This is a genomic window from Neisseria sp., from assembly GCF_030530745.1.
Lineage (GTDB): Bacteria > Pseudomonadota > Gammaproteobacteria > Burkholderiales > Neisseriaceae > Neisseria.
The window spans coordinates 66,088-84,324 of the sequence record NZ_JAUMUI010000010.1 but is presented as its reverse complement, the minus strand read 5'-3'; the positions used below and the strand labels follow the sequence as shown (position 1 = coordinate 84,324).

The 18,237-nt window shown below is 50.7% G+C and carries 15 protein-coding genes, 2 tRNA genes and 1 pseudogene; 14 read left to right on the top strand and 4 right to left on the bottom strand.

The window, feature by feature from the left end; genetic code table 11:
• Positions 1-179 precede the first annotated feature (179 nt).
• The 8 genes and pseudogenes from Q3970_RS05585 (at position 180) to Q3970_RS05550 (ending at position 5,104) form a co-directional block, all read left to right on the top strand.
• Entirely contained in the window at positions 180-1,418 is a 1,239-nt protein-coding gene (locus Q3970_RS05585) for a MafB family polymorphic toxin (RefSeq protein ID WP_303099609.1), read from the top strand.
• Complete coding sequence (locus Q3970_RS05580) at positions 1,418-1,804, top strand: hypothetical protein (RefSeq protein WP_303099608.1); 387 nt, start codon at positions 1,418-1,420, stop codon at positions 1,802-1,804. Before Q3970_RS05585 ends, Q3970_RS05580 begins: the two co-directional genes overlap by 1 nt.
• A gap of 230 nt (positions 1,805-2,034) precedes the next feature.
• Positions 2,035-2,307: a hypothetical protein gene (locus tag Q3970_RS05575; RefSeq protein ID WP_303099607.1), complete on the top strand. Its 273-nt coding sequence runs from the start codon at positions 2,035-2,037 to the stop codon at positions 2,305-2,307.
• A 130-nt stretch (positions 2,308-2,437) separates the two neighbouring features.
• Positions 2,438-2,986, top strand: a complete 549-nt coding sequence (locus tag Q3970_RS05570) for a suppressor of fused domain protein (RefSeq protein WP_303099606.1) — start codon at positions 2,438-2,440, stop codon at positions 2,984-2,986.
• 34 nt (positions 2,987-3,020) lie between these two features.
• The gene (locus tag Q3970_RS05565) at positions 3,021-3,773 is read left to right on the top strand and encodes a hypothetical protein (RefSeq protein ID WP_303099605.1); all 753 of its coding nucleotides are present in this window, start codon (positions 3,021-3,023) and stop codon (positions 3,771-3,773) included.
• A 294-nt stretch (positions 3,774-4,067) separates the two neighbouring features.
• Positions 4,068-4,274: pseudogene (locus Q3970_RS05560) on the top strand (pretoxin); the annotation flags it as partial.
• On the top strand, positions 4,255-4,707 hold the full coding sequence (locus Q3970_RS05555) for a hypothetical protein (RefSeq protein ID WP_303099604.1): 453 nt from the start codon (positions 4,255-4,257) through the stop codon (positions 4,705-4,707). The pseudogene Q3970_RS05560 and the gene Q3970_RS05555, both read left to right, overlap by 20 nt.
• A gap of 52 nt (positions 4,708-4,759) precedes the next feature.
• On the top strand, positions 4,760-5,104 hold the full coding sequence (locus tag Q3970_RS05550; protein ID WP_303099611.1) for a hypothetical protein: 345 nt from the start codon (positions 4,760-4,762) through the stop codon (positions 5,102-5,104).
• 88 nt (positions 5,105-5,192) lie between these two features.
• Here the strand turns inward: Q3970_RS05550 and Q3970_RS05545 are convergent, their stop codons facing one another.
• From Q3970_RS05545 to Q3970_RS05535, 3 genes are all read right to left on the bottom strand, one after another.
• Complete coding sequence (locus Q3970_RS05545; RefSeq protein ID WP_303099603.1) at positions 5,193-6,608, bottom strand: PepSY domain-containing protein; 1,416 nt, start codon at positions 6,606-6,608, stop codon at positions 5,193-5,195.
• Positions 6,609-6,845: 237 nt separating this feature from the next.
• On the bottom strand, positions 6,846-7,820 hold the full coding sequence (locus Q3970_RS05540) for a siderophore ABC transporter substrate-binding protein (protein ID WP_303099602.1): 975 nt from the start codon (positions 7,818-7,820) through the stop codon (positions 6,846-6,848).
• A 189-nt stretch (positions 7,821-8,009) separates the two neighbouring features.
• The gene (locus Q3970_RS05535) at positions 8,010-10,094 is read right to left on the bottom strand and encodes a TonB-dependent receptor (RefSeq protein ID WP_303099601.1); all 2,085 of its coding nucleotides are present in this window, start codon (positions 10,092-10,094) and stop codon (positions 8,010-8,012) included.
• A 291-nt stretch (positions 10,095-10,385) separates the two neighbouring features.
• On the opposite strand from Q3970_RS05535, the gene luxS reads away from it, so the two are divergent.
• Positions 10,386-10,892, top strand: coding sequence for an S-ribosylhomocysteine lyase (gene luxS, locus Q3970_RS05530; RefSeq protein ID WP_303099600.1), 507 nt, complete (start codon positions 10,386-10,388; stop codon positions 10,890-10,892).
• Between the two features lie 634 nt (positions 10,893-11,526).
• On the opposite strand, the gene Q3970_RS05525 is transcribed toward luxS, so the two are convergent.
• Positions 11,527-12,258, bottom strand: coding sequence for a LytTR family DNA-binding domain-containing protein (locus Q3970_RS05525; RefSeq protein WP_303099599.1), 732 nt, complete (start codon positions 12,256-12,258; stop codon positions 11,527-11,529).
• Between the two features lie 580 nt (positions 12,259-12,838).
• Between Q3970_RS05525 and Q3970_RS05520 the strand changes: the two genes are divergently transcribed.
• The 5 genes from Q3970_RS05520 (at position 12,839) to Q3970_RS05500 (ending at position 18,138) form a co-directional block, all read left to right on the top strand.
• Positions 12,839-12,915 (top strand) — tRNA-Met (locus tag Q3970_RS05520).
• Between the two features lie 375 nt (positions 12,916-13,290).
• Positions 13,291-13,367 (top strand) — tRNA-Val (locus Q3970_RS05515).
• A gap of 110 nt (positions 13,368-13,477) precedes the next feature.
• Positions 13,478-15,382, top strand: coding sequence for a threonine--tRNA ligase (gene thrS, locus Q3970_RS05510; protein ID WP_303099598.1), 1,905 nt, complete (start codon positions 13,478-13,480; stop codon positions 15,380-15,382).
• A gap of 389 nt (positions 15,383-15,771) precedes the next feature.
• On the top strand, positions 15,772-17,433 hold the full coding sequence (locus tag Q3970_RS05505; protein ID WP_303099597.1) for a site-specific DNA-methyltransferase: 1,662 nt from the start codon (positions 15,772-15,774) through the stop codon (positions 17,431-17,433).
• A 168-nt stretch (positions 17,434-17,601) separates the two neighbouring features.
• Complete coding sequence (locus Q3970_RS05500; protein ID WP_303099596.1) at positions 17,602-18,138, top strand: transposase; 537 nt, start codon at positions 17,602-17,604, stop codon at positions 18,136-18,138.
• The last annotated feature ends 99 nt before the right edge of the window (positions 18,139-18,237 follow it).

Below are 18,237 nucleotides of genomic sequence, written 5' to 3'. Positions count from 1 at the left end.
GGCCGTTCAAAACCGCCAAAACCCTCAAAGCCGCAGACGGCCTGATGGTGGATTTTGCCGACATCACCCCCTACGGCGGCAAAGCCGCCGCCAACCGCCCCGACTGGCAAAACGACGGCAGCGCCGCGCGTGATGTCAGCGACGCCGTCGTGCGCCGGCACAAAGCGGGGGAATAAACCATGAAAAAACTGCTGCGCAAACCGGCGGCCTTCCTTGCCGCCTTTGCCGTGGCGGCGGCTGCCCTTGTGCAGCCCGCCGCGGCGGCAGATTTGGGAAGCGACCCCTTCATCCGCCAAAACACCGACCGCAAAAACTTCGAGCCCGGCGGCCAATACCACCTCTTCGGCAGCCGCGGCAGCGTAACCGACCGTACCGGCAGCATAACCGTCAACACCGTCAGCAGCCAGCGCATCGGCAACCTGCAAATGGAACACGCCGTCATCAAAGGCGACATCGGCTACACCGTGCGTTTCAGCGGCCACGGCCACGAAGTGCACGCCCCCTTCGACAACCACGGCAGCCGCTCCGCCGGCGACTCGAAGGGCAACGTCGGCATAGACCTCACCACCTACAGCCTGCGCTGGACGGGGCACGAACACCACCCCGCTGACGGCTATGACGGCCCGCAGGGTGGCGGCTACCCCGCCCCCACCGGCGCGCGCGACGAATACCGCTACACCATCAACGGTGCCGCCGCCAAAGTAAACGTCAACGTCAACGACTACCGCAGCACCGCCGAACGCTTTGCCGACCGCCTCACCAACGCCCGCGACATGGCGGGCAGCAGCCTGAAGAACGCTTGGGAAACCGCCACCGCCCCCAACGAAGCGCTGGACTGGCGCGGCCAAACCGCCCGTGCCGTCAATGCCGCCCTCTCGGGTGCTGCGGGCGTAGCCGCAGCGGGCTGGGAAGCCATAGGCGCGGGCGATGCGGCAGACGGCCTCTCCACCCTCAAAGCAGTGGCCGGGCTGGAAGCCATCCGCGCCCTGCCGCCTGCCGCACAGCTCAAGGCGGTGGAAGGCCTCGGCAGCGCTGCATCAAGCTACGACAACGCCTACAGCCGTGCCGAAGCCGCCTACAACAACTGGGCGCAGCGCAACCCCAATGCGGCAGAGGCTGTGGGGGTGGCTGCAACGGTGGGCAGATATGCGGTTGAGCGTGGAATGGCAGGAAAAAGTTCTGGAAGTACAATTCAGAATCGCCATGGCGGAGGAAGAAACGACAAGCATCAAAATCTTAGTGCCAGACAATCTGCCGAACGGAATTTAGCGCGTGCAGAGAGCAATTTATCTGATGCCAAACAGCGCGGTTTATCTAAAAAAGAGTTGAAAACTTATGAAAGGCAGGTGAAACATTGGCGGGATAAAATGAATCAAACGGGTGAAACCCACGGTAGACGTCATAAAGGAAACAGATAATGAAATGGATTTGGCAGCCACATATTGGAATAAACGACCTTGTTTACAATCAGCCATATAATAAAAAAAAGGAGTTGTTGAAGCAGATTGATGCAGTTCCTTTTTTTGCCAGCAACCTGATTGAAGATGAAATGTGGAAGTCTGATTCAGAAGGTGTTTTATTAACTTTTGATTCGCAAAATACTGATATATTTCTTGGTATGGAATTGCAGCAGAATTTATTCTATGAAAACCATGCTTTGATTGGAAAAAATATTTTTGAAATAAAAGATATTTTTAAAGTTTATGATTTTATCACGGATAACGAAGGATATTTTTACGAATCTAAAGAATTAGATGCTATTTTTTGGGTAGAAAATGATATTGTTGAATCTGTTTCTCTGTAAAATAAATGCCGTCTGAAATTTTCAGACGGCATCTACATAACTACCCCATAACTTTCCCTCAGTTATGTATCAAGAGATGGCATGAGGCAGGTCAGGTATGGTAATCATGAAACAAAATCTTCTCGGCATCATGGACATTTTGAAGCTTACGACAAACCAGGAGGTAGGGTGATTGAAAATACCGCCGTAACCATTACACCTGATAAGAAAAAATAGTTTAGGAGAATGTTATGAGGGAATTGTTTAAAATAATCCTAAATGAAAAATATGGTTATGGATTAAACAAGGTGGTGCATAGCAATGAGTATGGAATATTACCTTCCCCCAAATTCTTAAGTATTGTTCAGTATGATGGAGATTCTGGATTTTATCTGATTCATTTGGATGCGGATTTAAATGAACAATCGGATACGTATCATGAAACCTTAGAATCTGCATTTGAGCAAGCAGAGTTTGAATTCAATGTCCAACCTTCGGAATGGCAGAAAGTTTCCAACTCATAGCTTCAACAGATGCCGTCTGAAATTTTCAGACGGCATCTGTTGAAAGAAATTGACGGTACACAATATTTGACTTGTCAACATAAAGAAGGAGCGGAAATGTCTAGATATTCAAGAGAGCAGGCGAAAAAGCATGGACTACAATAAATCCGTCCGGCTTCATTTGGAAAGTTTTTGGCCTGACAGGAAAATTAAGGCCATGACTTGGAATTCAGGCAGGATCTTGGAAGAAATGCCTGATTTCCGGATATTCTGTGTGGAGCCGCCCGAACATGAAAATTTTCCTTGGGTTTATGTAAGCTCGGGAATGGGGAAAATGATAAATCAGGAATTTTTCATTATCAGCCCCTATGAAACGCCTGAACATGTGGAGGCGCTGGCCATGCTGGCTTCGGTCTGCTTCAACTATGGGGGTGCTCATTTGAATTTGGGCAACGTTGTTGAGATAGGCAGGCCGTGGCTGGAAAATTCAAATTTGGAAAACTTCCTGATTTCCCTTCCTTATCCTTATGGAAAGAAACTGGAATACATGGATAATGTGCGTTTTATGTGGCTGCTGCCGATAACCAATGAAGAAAAGGATTTTCTTAAAGATCATTCTGCGGAAGAGCTCGAAGCATTGTTCGACAGGGAAGAAATCGATTACTTGGCACAATCCCGCCGCTCTGCCGTTGATACTTGATTGGTTTTACAAGGCCGTCTGAAAAGGAATACTGATGAATCAATATGTGGCCTTGCTGGCCGTTTTGCTGTTTACCGCCTGTTCCCGCGAGAAACCTTTACCGTCCGCAGAAAAAACTGCCGTTGCAGCCGTTCGGGAAGCCGTCGTGCAAAAAACGGACAATCCTCCGTTATCCGATACCGACGGTATGGAAATGCAACGCCCGTCCGACTGCCGCAACCTGCACCGCGTAGAAGGAATAGACAGTTTGGTCAGGCAGATTTATGAAAATCTCGATACGTCCTGCCTGTTTGACCGTCCGGTGCAGGAATTGGCTGCCGTGTGGGGCGTATATACTCCCAATCCTTTGCCGGATCTGCCTAAAGACGGCAACGGATTACCGATTCTTAACGAAGAAACCGCGCCTGTTCTTGAACAGTATTTGCTGAAAAACCGTCAATTTTTGGAAACACAAAACAGTTTGGCGCTGTCGTACGGTGAGGGTTTCAGCAGTGGCGGCGGGTATGGACGGCGCCGCACCCGCCATTTCAGTATTGAGGCAAGCATCCCCTACCGTCAGGAACACGGAGGATTCGGCGGTAGCTTCCGCGCAGGCGGCCTGCCGGAATTTTTACGCGGCAGCGGCAGCAGACTGCCCCATTTGCACACTTACCGCTGGTTTAACCGACAACGCAGCCCCGACCTTCCGTATCTGGAAATATTGTCCGACCCGCAAACGCAAGAAATTACGTCTATTACGGTTTACGAAAACGTTTCGATTCCTGAAAGCGGTATTCATAAAATGTAAACTGTATAACAGTCCGTACGGGGCTCAAAGGGCTACAACGGCATCGCCACCGTCCGAGCCGTAGCGGGTCTGGAAGCTCTCCGCGCCCTGCCGCCCGCAGTACAGCTCAAGGCGGTGGAAGGCCTCGGCAGCGCCGCTGCAAGCTACGACAACGCCTACAGCCGTGCCGAAGCCGCCTACAACCGCTGGGCGCAGCGCAACCCCAATGCGGCAGAAGTTGCAGGGGTGGCGGGGACGGTGGGCAGATACGCCGTCGAACGCGGGGTAAAATCAAGGTCTGACAAATCAGGAAGCAGGACGGGCAGCTCCAAGAACGAAAAACACGGGGACGGTGGACGGGCGAAAACTGCCGCGGAAAGACAGGTGGCCAATTTAGAAAGTCAAATTACTTCTAATATGTCAAAAAATGAAAGGCAAAAGATAAAACAAAAAATAAGGAATATCAACAAAAATGCAGACAGAAAAGCAAAAGGAGAAGAGCATGGTCGCCGTGGTAGATAATTATCCCGAATTTTCCCCTTTTGTTTCTGTTGGAGATTTTAAATTTGATACCGACATAGGTTTATACAAGAAACTTTTGAAAGATTTTTCATACGAATCTCCCGATGAATTCGGAACAGAATATTATGAATCTCCTGATGAAAACTTATTACTGGGTATAAAAAATAACGAAATTATTTCAATTTTTTGTTATAAAGAATTATATTTTTTGGGCTTGAATCTAATAGGACTGACGTTATCGGAATTTCAACAGATTTTTCAGTGCGATTATGTTGGCGAGGTGGATGAGATTTATCTTGCAGATGAAAATTATCCCACCTATGTTTACGAGTTTGACGGTATCGGCGCACAAGTCTGGGTGGCATTGGAAAAAATCGTTACCATTATCGTAGGCGGGAAAGAAGCCTATTCAACGGAGCCGTATGATGACTGACAAATGCCGTATGAAACCTTTCAGACGGCATCATTCAACCATACTGAATTTTATGAGAAATCAACAATTGGAAATTTGTCATAAATATCATGCGGATTTTTATCCAAGCCACGATCATTTAAAAGTGGGTATTGCCCATAATGTTAAAGAAAAAAATCTTTATCCTATCCATGGGTTGAGGTACAAACCCGAAGGGGACACAACCGGATGGTATATTTGGGCAGGGGATGAATTTTCAGAAGATAAAGATTTTTTCTCCCCTCTTCATGTGTCCCATATCAATGAATGGCGCTTGGAAATCTATAAATTCCTCGCCCTGCCGCCTGGGTATCGGTTTTTAATCGGCGAAAACGGATATGAGGATGTTTGGTTTGACGAAAATTTGATTTCTGATTAAACAACAAAAGCCGTCTGAAACCTTTCAGACGGCATGGCTTTTTGGGGTAAAACCGTTTTTTCACCCGCGCGGTTGCGGTGCGCGCCGGTTATTTCAGGTATTTAGCCAAGGCGGGGGCATGCCTCAGCAGCAGCCTGTCGAGCAGCCAGACGGCAATAATTGCCGCTGCCGCAGTGGGAAACAGAGCCGCAAGCAGCAGCAAAACGGCGGCCAATCCCTTGGGCGGGCGGGCGGAATATGCCGCTGCGGGAGGCACCAGGTCTGCGGCACCCGACGGCCTGCGCCGCCACCACATAATCCAGCCGCTGACGCACATGCCGATAACCGACAGGCAGAAAAGCACGTTCAGCACCACGCTCCACCAGCCCATAGTGCCCATATGGAACGCGATGGAGGCGGCCATGAATTTTCCGAAGGCGTTGTAGTCGCTGAAACGGATGTCGGCCAGCACCCTGCCGCTGTAGCGGTCGATGTGCACGGTACGGTCGGCGGTGGGGCTGGGGCTGTCGTAGCTCATCGAATCCCGGTTCAGCGTCCACACGCCCGTTTCTCCTTTGGGGAAATACAGGTGGTAGCGCCCTTCAAACCCGTTTTCGCGGGCGAAGCGGTCTACCGTGTCCAGCGTTACCGGCGTATCGGGGGCGATGCCGCCTTCACCTGAAACGGCACCCGACTGCGGCAGCGGGGTCAGCTCCAGCACCCACGGGATTTCTTTGGTTTTGCCGCCGTTCAAATCGCCGTGCACGGGCACGGCGGATACGGGGTTGGGTTCCACGCCCCATTTGCCTGCCGGAAACTGACTCCACGCCTGCACTGCCCTGCCGCCCCAGATGCCCGCCCAAGCCATGCCCGAAAGGCAGAACAGCAGCAGCATCAGGCTGATCCAGGTTCCGGCCGTGCCGTGCAGGCTGCGCCACCACGAGCGGCGGCTGCCGAACGGCGAAACCAGCATTTTCGCCAGCCCCTGCTGCTTTTGATACCAAAGCCACCAGCCGCTGACCACCAAGAGCACCGTAAGCGCGGCGGCGGTTTCCAGAAGATAGTCGCCCACTGTGCCGATCAGCATGTCCGAGTGGATTTCGTCCATCAGGTGGTAAAGGCTTTTTTCGCGCGGATAGATTGCGGCCGCTTCGGCCGTATAGGGGTCGACCGCCACCATGGTTGCCTTGCCGCTGCCGTCGTTCACGCGGAACACGGCCACCTTATCGGCGGCACGGGGGGCGATATACTGCACAACCGCTCCGTGATCTTTATCCACCGCATCCAGCGCCGCCTGTGCCTGCCGCGACAGCGGCTGCACCGTTTCGCGCACCGCCACCCCGAGCCTGTCGCCTTCTTTGCCGTATATGTTGGCCGTCAGCATCATCATCAGGCCGGTTGCGGCCAGCAGTATTAAAAAGGGGGAAACAAACACGCCCGCATAAAAATGCCAGCGCCAAACGGTGAAATAACGCTGCGCCGCCCTGCCGGCGGCATTGCCGCTTTTTTGATGCTCATTCTGCATTTTTTCTCCTCGTATTTAATCCGAACCGGCATTATGGCACGGGCAAAAACCAAGGTTTTTGATGCAGCTCAGCGGGCGTGGGCGGTTTGCCGTACCGGTGCCCCGTTTTCAGACGGCTTGAAGCTGTAAATGGCCATGATGCCTACCAAAAAAACCTTTAAACACCCAAGACAAAGGCCGTCTGAAAAACTTTCAGACGGCCTGTTTACCGGTTGCAACAGCCTGATTTGCGGCTGCCTATTTCGCCGCCGCAAACGCCTCTTTCACTTGGTCGGCGGCATTGACCAGCTCTTGCGCCCCGCCTGCGGCCAGATAGGTTTCGGGCACCAGATACACCACCTGCCCTTTTTTCCAGGCCGTAGTTTCAGCCACCAGCGGGTTGTTCAACACATCTTTGGCGGCCTGCCCCTCTTCGCCGATGGCTGCGGAGCGGTCGAGCACAAACAGCCAGTCGGGGTTTTTCTGTTTGATGTATTCAAACGAAACGGGCTGGCCGTGGCTGCCTTCTTTAATGTTTTCATCTACGGGCGGCACGCCGATGTCGCGGTGCAGCCAGCCGCCCAAACGTGAAGACGGGCCGTAGGCCGACATTTTGCCGCCGTTCACCAAAATCACCAGCCCTTTGCCCTTGCCTTCTGCCGCCTGTTTGGCGGCTTCAAACGCCGCATCAATTTCTGCTTTCAGTTTGCCGGCCTCTTCCTGTTTGCCGAAAATGGCAGCAAGCGCATCGATGCGCGCTTTCGAACTTTCTTTCAAGTTTTGGGTATCGGCGGTCATCTCGATGGTGGGCGCCAGTTTGTTCAGCTGATCGAATGCTTTAGCCGCGCGCGAGCCGATAATGATGAGCTGGGGCTTGTATTCGTTGAGCGCCTCATAATCCGGCTCGAACAGCGTGCCGGCTTTTTTCGCGTCTTTCAGCGCGTCTTTCAAATAGTCCAGACGCGATTCGTTAATCGATGCGCCGACGGGCACGCCCAGTTTGCTCAAAGTGTCGATCATGCCCAAATCGTAAACGGCAATGCGCTCCGGCTTGAGCGGCACGGCGGCCTCGCCGCGCGCGGTGGCCACGGCAACGGTTTCGCCACCGGCCTGCTGTGCGGATGCCTGCGGCGCATCCGAAGCGGAATTGGCGGCGGAACCGGTTTCCTGCTGCCCGCAGGCGGCCAGTGCGGCGATGCAGGCAAGGGCGGATAAGGTTAGGCGGAAATTCATTTTTGATGCTCCTGATGTTGTGAAAATCGAATATCGGTTATAGGCCGTCTGAATATTGTTGTCGGGCAGCCTGCAACGCCATCCGCCATACCGATGGCGGAATATTCGGGAACGGCCCTTTTCACCGCTGCAATGCCGTCTGAAAGATAATGTTCAGACGACATTGTCTGTTTTCCGGTGGGGCGGAAATCAGAAGGTGTAATTCAGCGCAACACGATATTCACGTCCAGCCCCCGGCAGGCTGCTGCGCTGGGCATGGGGAATATAATTTTTGTTGGCAATATTGTTCACCGCAAAATTCACATTCATTTTGTCTTTACCCAGCGGTTTCCAGTTGGCGGTAATGTCTGTTACCCCGTAAGAAGCCTTGCCTTCGGAGGCCGCGTTAACCGTGTTGTTGCTCAGGAAGAAATTATCTTCAGGCTTAACTTTTTCCACTTGGCGGTGGTGCACGCCCAGCTCCAGATTCGGCTTGTTGAAACGGTAGGCCAGCGAAGCCGTCCAAGTGCGGCCGATGGCGGCGGCGTATTCGGGGTTGGCACTCAGGCGCTCGCCGTAGAAGCGCGGCTTGGCATGCGACACACCCAAACGGGCGGTAAGCCCCTCATAGCGGTAAGACGCGCCCAGTTCGTAGCCTTTGTTTTTCACCCTGCCCGCATTGATGATTTCGCGGAAACAGCTGCTGGAAACGCCACCCGTCAGGCACAGGTGGTTATCGCGTGCAACGGTATCACCCAATGCGTCTTTGATGTTTTGCCAGAAATACCCTCCGTCAAAGCCGAATGTTCCGTTATTGTAGTTGAAACCGATTTCGGTGTTGCGGGCCTTTTCTGCCTTGGTACCGTCGGCAATGGAAACAATATTGTTTCCTGTCGCCATCAGCACATCATACATACGCGGGCTGCGTGTGGCGTAATTGTGGCTGGCACTGAAACTCAAATCAGGCGTAGCCTGCCAAATAACGCCCAAACTCGGATTCAGCGCGCCATCGCTGACTTTTTTACTGTCCATTGATTTGAAATTGAAATAATCGTAACGCAAGCCCGCGGTCAAGGTTACGTCATCAACAACATCAACAATAGCCTCACCGTAAACACCAACATCTTGTTTCTCTTGATTTTTCATGCCCGCACGGAAAATCTGATTCGGCTTGGCTTCCTGATTTCGGTAGTTGACACCGTATTTCAGCCAGAACTTATCATTGAAGCGCGAATCGAAATTCACATTGGCACCAATGGTATCGAGTTTGTTTTTAGTCGGTGCCGTATTGCGGCTGCCGCCCGCATAACCGTTGCCCGAATCGTCGGCCGACCAACGTCCCTGCTCCAAGCGGTAAACATTGGCTTCCACTTTCTCAGCAAAGCCCAAATCTTTACCGATATATTCAAAATTGGTGTGATTGACGGTCATTTTACGCATGGCCGGAGCTTGGGTTGCAAGACTGCCGTTAGGCCTAATATAGTCCTGCCACATACCAAATTCCTCACGCACTAGGCGCTCGCCTTTATGCTGCTCATTGCGGTGGCTCAAAACAAAACGGTGGTTGCCCAAAGTGGCACCGATTTTGGCCAAATAGCCGGTTTTGTCCAACGCGCTGTAAGGCACGCGATCGGAACCGTTCCAAGCATTGACATATCCCTTGCCGCCTTTGTATTCGCTTTCTTTAGTACGCGTACCTGCAATCAGATAATCAAACACGCCGGACTGACCGAATACTGCTGCGCCATAGTTGTGGCCGTTATTGCTGTTGTAACCCGCATTGACGCGTGCACCGAAATTGGGGTTGCTGCTGTTTTTCAGCAAATCGGCGGCATCAAGGGTTTTGGCAACCACCGCACCGTTGGTCTGACCGATGCCGGCCGATGCGCTGCCCGCACCTTTCTGCACGGAAACAATCTTAACCAGTGCCGGATCCAGCATATGACGGCCTTGGTGGTAGTGGATCTGGCTGTCGGAATAGCCGTTATCCACCTTTACGTCTACCGAGTTCTGCCCCATACCCCGGATATACATGTATTGCGACGTGCCGTTACCGCCGCCGATGCTGATGGCGGGCTCGTCTTTAAACAGGCCGCGCAAATCGGTTTCGACGCTTTCGTCTTTTTTCTGCTGGTTGATCACATTGGTTTTCACCTTCAAGCCTTGGCGGCCGCTGACCACGACGGTATCCAGCTCTGCTACTTCCCGGGGTCGGGCGGTTTCCGCAAAAGCGGGCACTGCCAGCATTGCACCCAAAACCGCTGTGGTTAAAGGCAGTTGTTTGAACTTTTTCATAACTCTCTCCGTCGGGAACTGATGATTATTGGGAATTTCCCGCTGTTTTCCGTACCGGCTCCAACTTCAGCAAGAAATAATAATGATTATCTCTAATCTGGAAACAGATAATAACAGAATTTTTCATGATTGCAAATATCTTTATCTGTGTAAATATAAGATAAGATATGGATTTTTATTTTAAATGTTAAAACAGGCTCGTCGGCCGAACTACAAGGGAAGCCGGACTGCACGCAGGCGCAGCAAAAATGCTATGATGCGGTTTTGCCGGAATCTGAAAAGGAAACGATTATGCCGCTGCTCGACAGCTTCAAAGTAGACCACACCCGCATGCACGCGCCTGCGGTGCGGGTGGCCAAAACCATGCGCACGCCCAAAGGCGACGACATCACCGTTTACGATTTGCGCTTTTGCGTGCCGAATCAGGAAATTCTGCCCGAAAAAGGCATACACACGCTGGAGCATCTGTTTGCGGGCTTTATGCGCGACCACCTGAACAGCTCCGATGTGGAAATTATCGATATTTCGCCGATGGGCTGCCGCACCGGCTTTTATATGAGCCTGATCGGGACTCCCGACGAAGAGCGTGTGGCCGGCGCCTGGCTCGCTTCGATGCAGGATGTGTTAAATGTAAAAAGCCAAAACGAAATCCCCGAGCTGAACGAATACCAGTGCGGCACCTATCAAATGCACTCGCTGGCCGAGGCGCAAGACATCGCCCGCAACATAATCGAACGCGGGGCAGGTGTGAACAAAAGCGAAGATTTGACGTTGGACGAAAGCCTGTTGGGCAACTGATGCCTGCAAGGCAACAAGGCCGTCTGAAAAGAGTGAGCCGCCCCTAAAAAAAATCGGGCACACGCCCCAACCGGTTTGCAGACGAAGTTTTTTATGCGGCAGGTGTGTTACCGGTGATGGAGCAGATGGTTGTGGCAGATGTGTATAGTGGCTTAAATTTAAAAGAGGACAAGTCGGCCAATCCGCAGACAGTACAGATAGTACGGAACCGGTTCTGTTGCCTGCCGCTTCAGCGGTTTACAAAACCGTTCTCTTTAAGCAAGGCGCCGCAACGCGGTACTGCGTTAAATTTAAGCCACTATATATTTTCATCAAAAATTCCTTTGCGGTTGGAAGCGGTAGAATTTGGGTTTATCAGAAAGGGGCGCAACCCCTTCCCAACCAGGGCAATACGCAGGGCGACGCTTTATGTGTCGTTCTTGTTGGAACATTATCACAACCATGGGCACATCAGTTTAAACTTAAAAAAGCCGGGCCCTGTCGTATACGGGCTCGGCTTTTTCAGGCTGTTTGATAAAAATTCTCAGCTTCTCCGAGATTGGGGCGGTTCAATCCTTTCATACGGCCGAAATACACCGTTAACCGATAAAAATTCTCCGGTACAAAACAGACAACGTATCAAAAAACCCCGGCCTCACCCTTCGCGCAAAATCTTACGGATAGTGGCCAATTGCCGACGGCTCACGGCCAAAGGTTTCTCCACATCCAAAATACAGGCTCCCCAAGAGGCATTATTATCGTCTTCCTCTCCGTTATCCAAGCGGATCAGACAATCCAACGTATGACGGAATATCAAAGCATTACGGTGGATACGGATAACCTTTTCCCCCAGCAATTCTTCCCAATAAACCAGCGTTTTCGGCAGCTCATAACTCTGCCCGTCTCCGGCAAATAAAAACACCGTTTTATGTTCTGCCATCAAATAACGCGCCTGCTGCCACGGGATCTCAACCATGCGGTTGCGGTTGAACACTTTGAAGTGCGTAAAATCATCGGCCTTTTCACGGTGCTTCTCACTCAAACGCTCCAACGCCGCCTGCAGACGCGAAACTTTAATCGGTTTGAGCAGGTAGTCTGCAGCTGCAAGCTCGAAAGCGCGCAAAGCATGTTCTTCGTATGCCGTCGTAAAAATAATTTCAGGCTGTTTCTTCGCTGCCCGCTTAATGCGCTCGACAAAATCCAAACCGGTAATCTCGGGCAGGCCTATATCTGCAAACACAATATCCACTTCATGAATACTCAGCCAATCCAAAGCAGGCTGGGCATGATGGAAAACCTTCAGCAAAACAATATTGCACTCTTCCAGCAGAACCCGCAAACGCTCCGCCGCCAACACTTCATCTTCAACAATAATGGCACTCAGCATATTCTGTCATTCTGTTGGTTAATCACTAAAATGTTTAATTTCAAACAATAACGGACATCCTGCTGCCAGCTCGGTTATCAATCTGCCATAACAGGTCTTCCAAAACTGGATCCGTAAATATATATCGTATCCTGAACAATGGCTTATATCAATATTAATCATTAAAAAACAAAGAGCCTCCATTTAACCCAAAATAAGTATCACGTCAAAACAACCAAACAAATAAAATCTTTTTCCACAAAAAATAAAAATAATGAAACAAATAAAAAGACAATCAAAAAAAAGCAAAATAAAACGCCATAAAGAAAGAAATTTCAATTTCATGACAAATGTAATAAAATTCATAGTTTTGTAAACTTAATACAACGGAAGCATTACATAGCACAAAAAAAAGAGGCTGCCGACATTTTAGCCTCGCAAGTCCGCTACGCGATCTAATGCCGCAAACGGGGGGCTTCTGCCAAAATACCGCTGTTGCATTGGATGCCGACAACCTCTAGAATTTCTTACAAATAAAAAAAACCAAAAAGCAGTTGACATGATTCTATATTGATTCATATAATTACCGCCTAAATTCTGACGCGGGGTGGAGCAGCATGGTAGCTCGTCGGGCTCATAACCCGAAGGTCGTAGGTTCGAATCCTGCCCCCGCAACCACATTACAAAAAAACCCGCTTTTTTTAAGTGGGTTTTTTCTTATCTAAATGCCCATGATTAATTAGGAATCGGTTTTTTTGGTTTGGAGCTCATGGAAGCAAATCGACCCCAGCGGCATTTACCGCAACATTTTCAAGTACGTTCGAAATTCTGAGACCTTTGCCCCTTCACGGATGTGGATGCAGTTCAAGGCGTAGCAGCGCAGCGGGTGCAGATATATCAAATACAAGGCTAAGCGAGCGGGCTGTACCCTAAAAGGGTATAAACGCACAACGCAGAAATGCGCTGCAGACGGAGACTTGCAAAGGTCTCTGCATGCGGTTACAAACTTGTAAAAACATGCAAAGCCCCATATAATTTAACTCCTAATTTTTCAGGCACGTAGCTCAGTTGGTTAGAGCACCACCTTGACATGGTGGGGGTCGTTGGTTCGAATCCGATCGTGCCTACCATATTCCGCAAACAACAAAAGCCGCACCGGTGTGCTTTTGTTGTTTCTTTGTTTTCATATTTGATTTCTAGGGGCTGTTTGAAAAAGCCTGTTTTTTTTCCGGAGTGTTTGATGATTAATATTACCCTGCCCGATGGTTCCGTCCGCCAATACGAAGCCCCGGTTACCGTTGCCCAAATTGCTGCCGATATCGGTTCGGGCTTGGCCAAAGCAACCGTAGCGGGTAAGGTAAACGGTGAATTGCGCGATGCATCTGATCCTATTACCGAAGATGCCGCCGTGCAAATCATCACCCCTAAAGACCCGGAAGGTGTCGAAATCATCCGCCACTCGTGCGCCCACTTGGTCGGCCATGCGGTCAAACAGCTTTACCCCGACGCCAAAATGGTGATCGGCCCCGTGATAGAAGACGGCTTTTATTACGACATCGCCACCGAAAAACCGTTCACGCCCGAAGACATGGCGGCCATCGAGGCGCGCATGAAAGAACTGATTGCGCAAGATTACGACGTGATTAAGGTGATGACCCCGCGCGCCGAAACCATCAAAACCTTCGCCGAGCGCGGCGAAGAATACAAACTGCGCCTGATTGACGACATGCCCGAAGTCGAAGCCATGGGCCTCTACCACCATCAGGAATATGTGGATATGTGCCGCGGCCCGCACGTGCCCAACACCCGCTTCCTCAAAAACTTCAAACTCACCAAACTGGCCGGCGCCTACTGGCGCGGCGACAGCAACAACGAAATGCTGCAACGCATCTACGGCACCGCATGGGCGAGCAAAGAAGATTTGAAAGCCTACATCACTCGCATGGAAGAGGCAGAAAAGCGCGACCACCGCAAACTGGGCAAACAGCTCGATCTGTTCCACCTGCAAGACGAAGCCCCCGGCATGGTGTTTTGGCACCCGCGCGGCTGGACCTTATGGCAGGTAATCGAACAACACATGCGCCGCGAACTCGAAGCCGCAGGCTATCAGGAAATCAAAACCCCCCTGATGATGGACAAAGCCTTCTGGGAAAAATCCGGCCACTGGGAAAACTATCAGGAAAACATGTTCGTTACCGAATCGGAAAAACGCACCTACGCCGTCAAACCGATGAACTGCCCCGGCCACGTTCAGATTTTCAACCACACCCTGCGCTCCTACCGCGACCTGCCCATGCGTTTGGCCGAATTCGGCTCCTGCCACCGCAACGAACCCTCCGGCGCGCTGCACGGCCTGATGCGCGTGCGCGGTTTCGTGCAGGACGATGCCCACATCTTCTGCACCGAAGAGCAGATTACCCAAGAAGCCAAAGCCTTCAACGAACTGGTGATGAAAGTCTACAAGCAGTTTGGCTTTGAAAACGTGTCGGTCAAACTTTCCCTGCGTCCCGAACAACGCGCGGGCAGCGACGAAATCTGGGACAAAGCCGAGCAGGGCCTGCGCGACGCGCTCACCGCCTGCGGCGTGGAATGGGAAGAACTGCCCGGCGAAGGTGCCTTCTACGGCCCCAAAGTCGAATACCATATCAAAGACGCCATCGGCCGCTCGTGGCAGTGCGGCACTATTCAGCTCGACTTCGTGCTGCCCGAACGCCTCGGTGCCGAATACGTTACCGAAGACAACGGCCGCGCCCGCCCCGTGATGCTCCACCGCGCCATCTTGGGCTCGCTGGAACGCTTTATCGGCATCCTGATTGAAGAACACGCCGGTTCCTTCCCCCTGTGGCTCGCCCCCGTGCAAATGGTGGTGATGAACATCACCGAAAAACAGGCCGGCTATTGCCGCGAAGTGGTAGAAAAACTCAAAGCCGCCGGTTTCCGCGCCGAACTTGATCTGCGCAACGAAAAAATCGGCTACAAAATCCGCGACAACAGCCAATACCGCTACCCCTACCAAATCGTAGTGGGCGAAAACGAAAAAGAAAACGGCCAAGTGGCCGTGCGCCGCAAAGCCGAAGACTTGGGCAGCATAAAGCTGGAAGACTTTATTGCACACCTGCGTAAAGAATTGCAGGCTGCCGATTAATATGTTCAGCAACAGGCCGTCTGAAAATATTTCAGACGGCCTCAATACTATCAGGGCAAACAGAAAGGCTAAAACAATGGCGAACCGAACCGAACCGAACCGAAATTATACACGAATTAGAAAATAATTTCCAACAAAACAACCTTTTAAAACTCAAACAATTTTTCCCCGAAGCCTTCTGCGAAAACCAAATCGACTGGGAAAAGCTCAAACTCATTCTCGGCGCAGACAACCTTTGCGACAGCAACGAACGCTATCAACTCAACTGGGCAGGCAAATCCGCCGCCTACCGCGCCCTGCAATCGCCCACTTTCAACACTTTAATTCCCTGCAAAAGCGACAGCGTGGATTTTGATGCCACGCAAAACGTGTTTATCGAAGCCGAAAACATGGAAGCGCTGAAAATCCTGCAAAAAGCCTATGCAGGCAGCGTGAAAATGATCTATATCGACCCGCCCTACAACACGGGCAGCGATTCCTTTATCTATCCCGACAAATTTTCCGAAACCCGCGAAGAATACGCCAAACGAGTGGGCGACAAAGACGACTTGGGCTACCTGAAACGCGACGGCGTGTTCCAGGGCGCGTTGCGCAAAAACAGCCGCGACAACGGCCACTACCACAGCAACTGGCTCAATATGATGCTGCCGCGCCTGCATTTGGCGAAAACCCTGTTGCGCGAAGACGGCGTGATTTTTATCTCGATTGATGATAATGAACAGGCGCAGTTGAAATTGCTGTGTGATGAGGTGTTTGGGGCGGAGAATTTTTTAGCAGAATTTATTAGAAAAACGAAAAGTGTTACTAATGTTGAAAAAACAGGTATCAATATTCAACATGAGTATTTAATTTGCTATGCCAAAAATAAAGAGCTTTCTTACTTAAAAGGAGAAGAAAAGGATTTTTCACAATATCAAAATCCAGATAACGACCCGAATGGAGAATGGATTTCTGATAATCCAACAGCACCTCGCGATGGAGACCGTTATCCAATTGTTAATCCATTTACAGGAAGGGAAGATGTACCACCAAAAGGCAGAGCATGGTTTTTCTCAAAAGAAAATTTTGAGTTATGGGTTAAAAGTGGAAAGATAAAATTCAAAGAACAGCATTCTGATAGAGAGCGTGGTTTTATTTTAAAACGATATAAAAATGAAATTAAAAATTCAGATGCTATGCTTGATAGTTTATTTATAGACAATTCTTATTTAAATCAGGCAGCAACAAAAGAACAGGTTAAATTATTTGAAGATAAAATGTTTGATAGTCCCAAATCGGTTGCTCTGTTACAAAAAATTGTAAGTTGTTCAACAGGTAATAACGATTTAATCCTCGACTTCTTTTCAGGCAGCGGCACAACCGCCCACGCCGTGATGCAGCTTAACGCCGAAGACGGCGGCAAGCGCCGCTATATCTGCGTGCAGCTGCCCGAAGAAACGGAAGAAAAATCCGAAGCGCGCAAAGCGGGTTTTGCCACCATCGCCGAAATCGCCAAAGAGCGCATCCGCCGCGCGGGTGCGCAAATCCGTAGGGTGCATCTTGATGCACCGCAAAACGGCAACGGAAACAACGGTGGTGCAACAAGTTGCACCCTACTTGACACGGGTTTCAAAGATGGTGCAACAAGTTGCACCCTACCTGATACGGGGTTCAAAGTCTTCAAACTCGCGGAAAGCAATTTCAAGCAATGGCGAAGCCCCGTCAACCGCAGTTCAGACGGCCTTGAGGCGCAACTGGAAATCTTCCGCGATGTGGTCGAAGCGCATGCCACGGTGGAAAACATGGCCTACGAACTGGCCTTGCGTTTGGGTTTCCAACTCACCGACCCGATGATTTTTTCAGACGGCGTGGTGTGGCTCGACAACGCGGCAGGGAGCCGCAAAACGGCGCTGCTGCTGGAAACGGTCAGCGATGAATTGCTGCGCGATGTGCTGGCACAGCAGCCGCAAAAAGTGTTCGCGCTGGATAAGGTATTCGGCGGCGATGATGCGCTGAAAACCAATGCGGCCTTGCAATGCCAAGATGCGGGGGTGGCGTTTGAAACGCTGTAGGGTGCATCTTGATGCACCAAAAGTCTTGTAGAATTTGAAATTGGTGCAACAAGTTGCACCCTACTGAAAACGAATTTGAAAAAGTGCAACGAGTTGCACCCTACGGTTTATAGTTGATTGCGAATGACATAAAATATTCAACCGGATAACTGTTTTAATAAAAGTGCAATGTCTGACTACCGCCGTTATTTCCGCCCGGGCGGCACTTATTTTTTCACTTTGGTGCTGGAAGATCGCAAGCAATCCCTGTTAACCGATCATATCGGCATTTTGCGGGAGGCCTTTGCCGAAACCAAAAGGCGTTATCCTTTTGAAACTTTGGCAATCTGTGTTTTGCCCGATCATCTGCATTGGCTGATGCGGCTGCCTGAACAGGATGCGGATTATCCCATTCGTATCCGTTTGTTCAAAACGCTGTTCAGCAAAAGACTGCCTGAAAGCTGCCGACGGCAGAATGCCAGCAAACAAAAACGCGGCGACTTGGGCATTTGGCAGCGGCGGTTTTGGGAACACGCTATCCGTGATGAGGGAGATTTGGCGCGGCATATGGATTATGTGTATTTCAATCCTGTCAAACACGGCTATGTGGAAAATGTGGCGGATTGGCCGTTTTCGTCGTTTCACCGTGATGTGGAAAGCGGTTTGTATTGTCAGGACTGGGGCAGCGGCATCGCGCAGGAAATCCGCGATTTATACCCCGAGTAGGATGCATCTTGATGCACAGAAAAGCGTAGGGTGCATCTTGATGCACCAAAAGGGACAAATTAGGCGTGGTGCAACCAGTTGCACCCTACATGAAAACAG

Coding starts and splice junctions, on each gene's coding strand:
- Q3970_RS05525 (WP_303099599.1), bottom strand. CDS start 12,258: ATGCTGAGTGCCATTATTGTTGAAGATGAAGTGTTGGCGGCGGAGCGT.
- Q3970_RS05555 (WP_303099604.1), top strand. CDS start 4,255: ATGGTCGCCGTGGTAGATAATTATCCCGAATTTTCCCCTTTTGTTTCT.
- Q3970_RS05535 (WP_303099601.1), bottom strand. CDS start 10,094: ATGAAAAAGTTCAAACAACTGCCTTTAACCACAGCGGTTTTGGGTGCA.
- Q3970_RS05545 (WP_303099603.1), bottom strand. CDS start 6,608: ATGCAGAATGAGCATCAAAAAAGCGGCAATGCCGCCGGCAGGGCGGCG.
- Q3970_RS05505 (WP_303099597.1), top strand. CDS start 15,772: ATGGAAGCGCTGAAAATCCTGCAAAAAGCCTATGCAGGCAGCGTGAAA.
- Q3970_RS05565 (WP_303099605.1), top strand. CDS start 3,021: ATGAATCAATATGTGGCCTTGCTGGCCGTTTTGCTGTTTACCGCCTGT.
- thrS (WP_303099598.1), top strand. CDS start 13,478: ATGATTAATATTACCCTGCCCGATGGTTCCGTCCGCCAATACGAAGCC.
- Q3970_RS05500 (WP_303099596.1), top strand. CDS start 17,602: ATGTCTGACTACCGCCGTTATTTCCGCCCGGGCGGCACTTATTTTTTC.
- luxS (WP_303099600.1), top strand. CDS start 10,386: ATGCCGCTGCTCGACAGCTTCAAAGTAGACCACACCCGCATGCACGCG.
- Q3970_RS05540 (WP_303099602.1), bottom strand. CDS start 7,820: ATGAATTTCCGCCTAACCTTATCCGCCCTTGCCTGCATCGCCGCACTG.
- Q3970_RS05580 (WP_303099608.1), top strand. CDS start 1,418: ATGAAATGGATTTGGCAGCCACATATTGGAATAAACGACCTTGTTTAC.
- Q3970_RS05575 (WP_303099607.1), top strand. CDS start 2,035: ATGAGGGAATTGTTTAAAATAATCCTAAATGAAAAATATGGTTATGGA.
- Q3970_RS05550 (WP_303099611.1), top strand. CDS start 4,760: ATGAGAAATCAACAATTGGAAATTTGTCATAAATATCATGCGGATTTT.
- Q3970_RS05585 (WP_303099609.1), top strand. CDS start 180: ATGAAAAAACTGCTGCGCAAACCGGCGGCCTTCCTTGCCGCCTTTGCC.
- Q3970_RS05570 (WP_303099606.1), top strand. CDS start 2,438: ATGGACTACAATAAATCCGTCCGGCTTCATTTGGAAAGTTTTTGGCCT.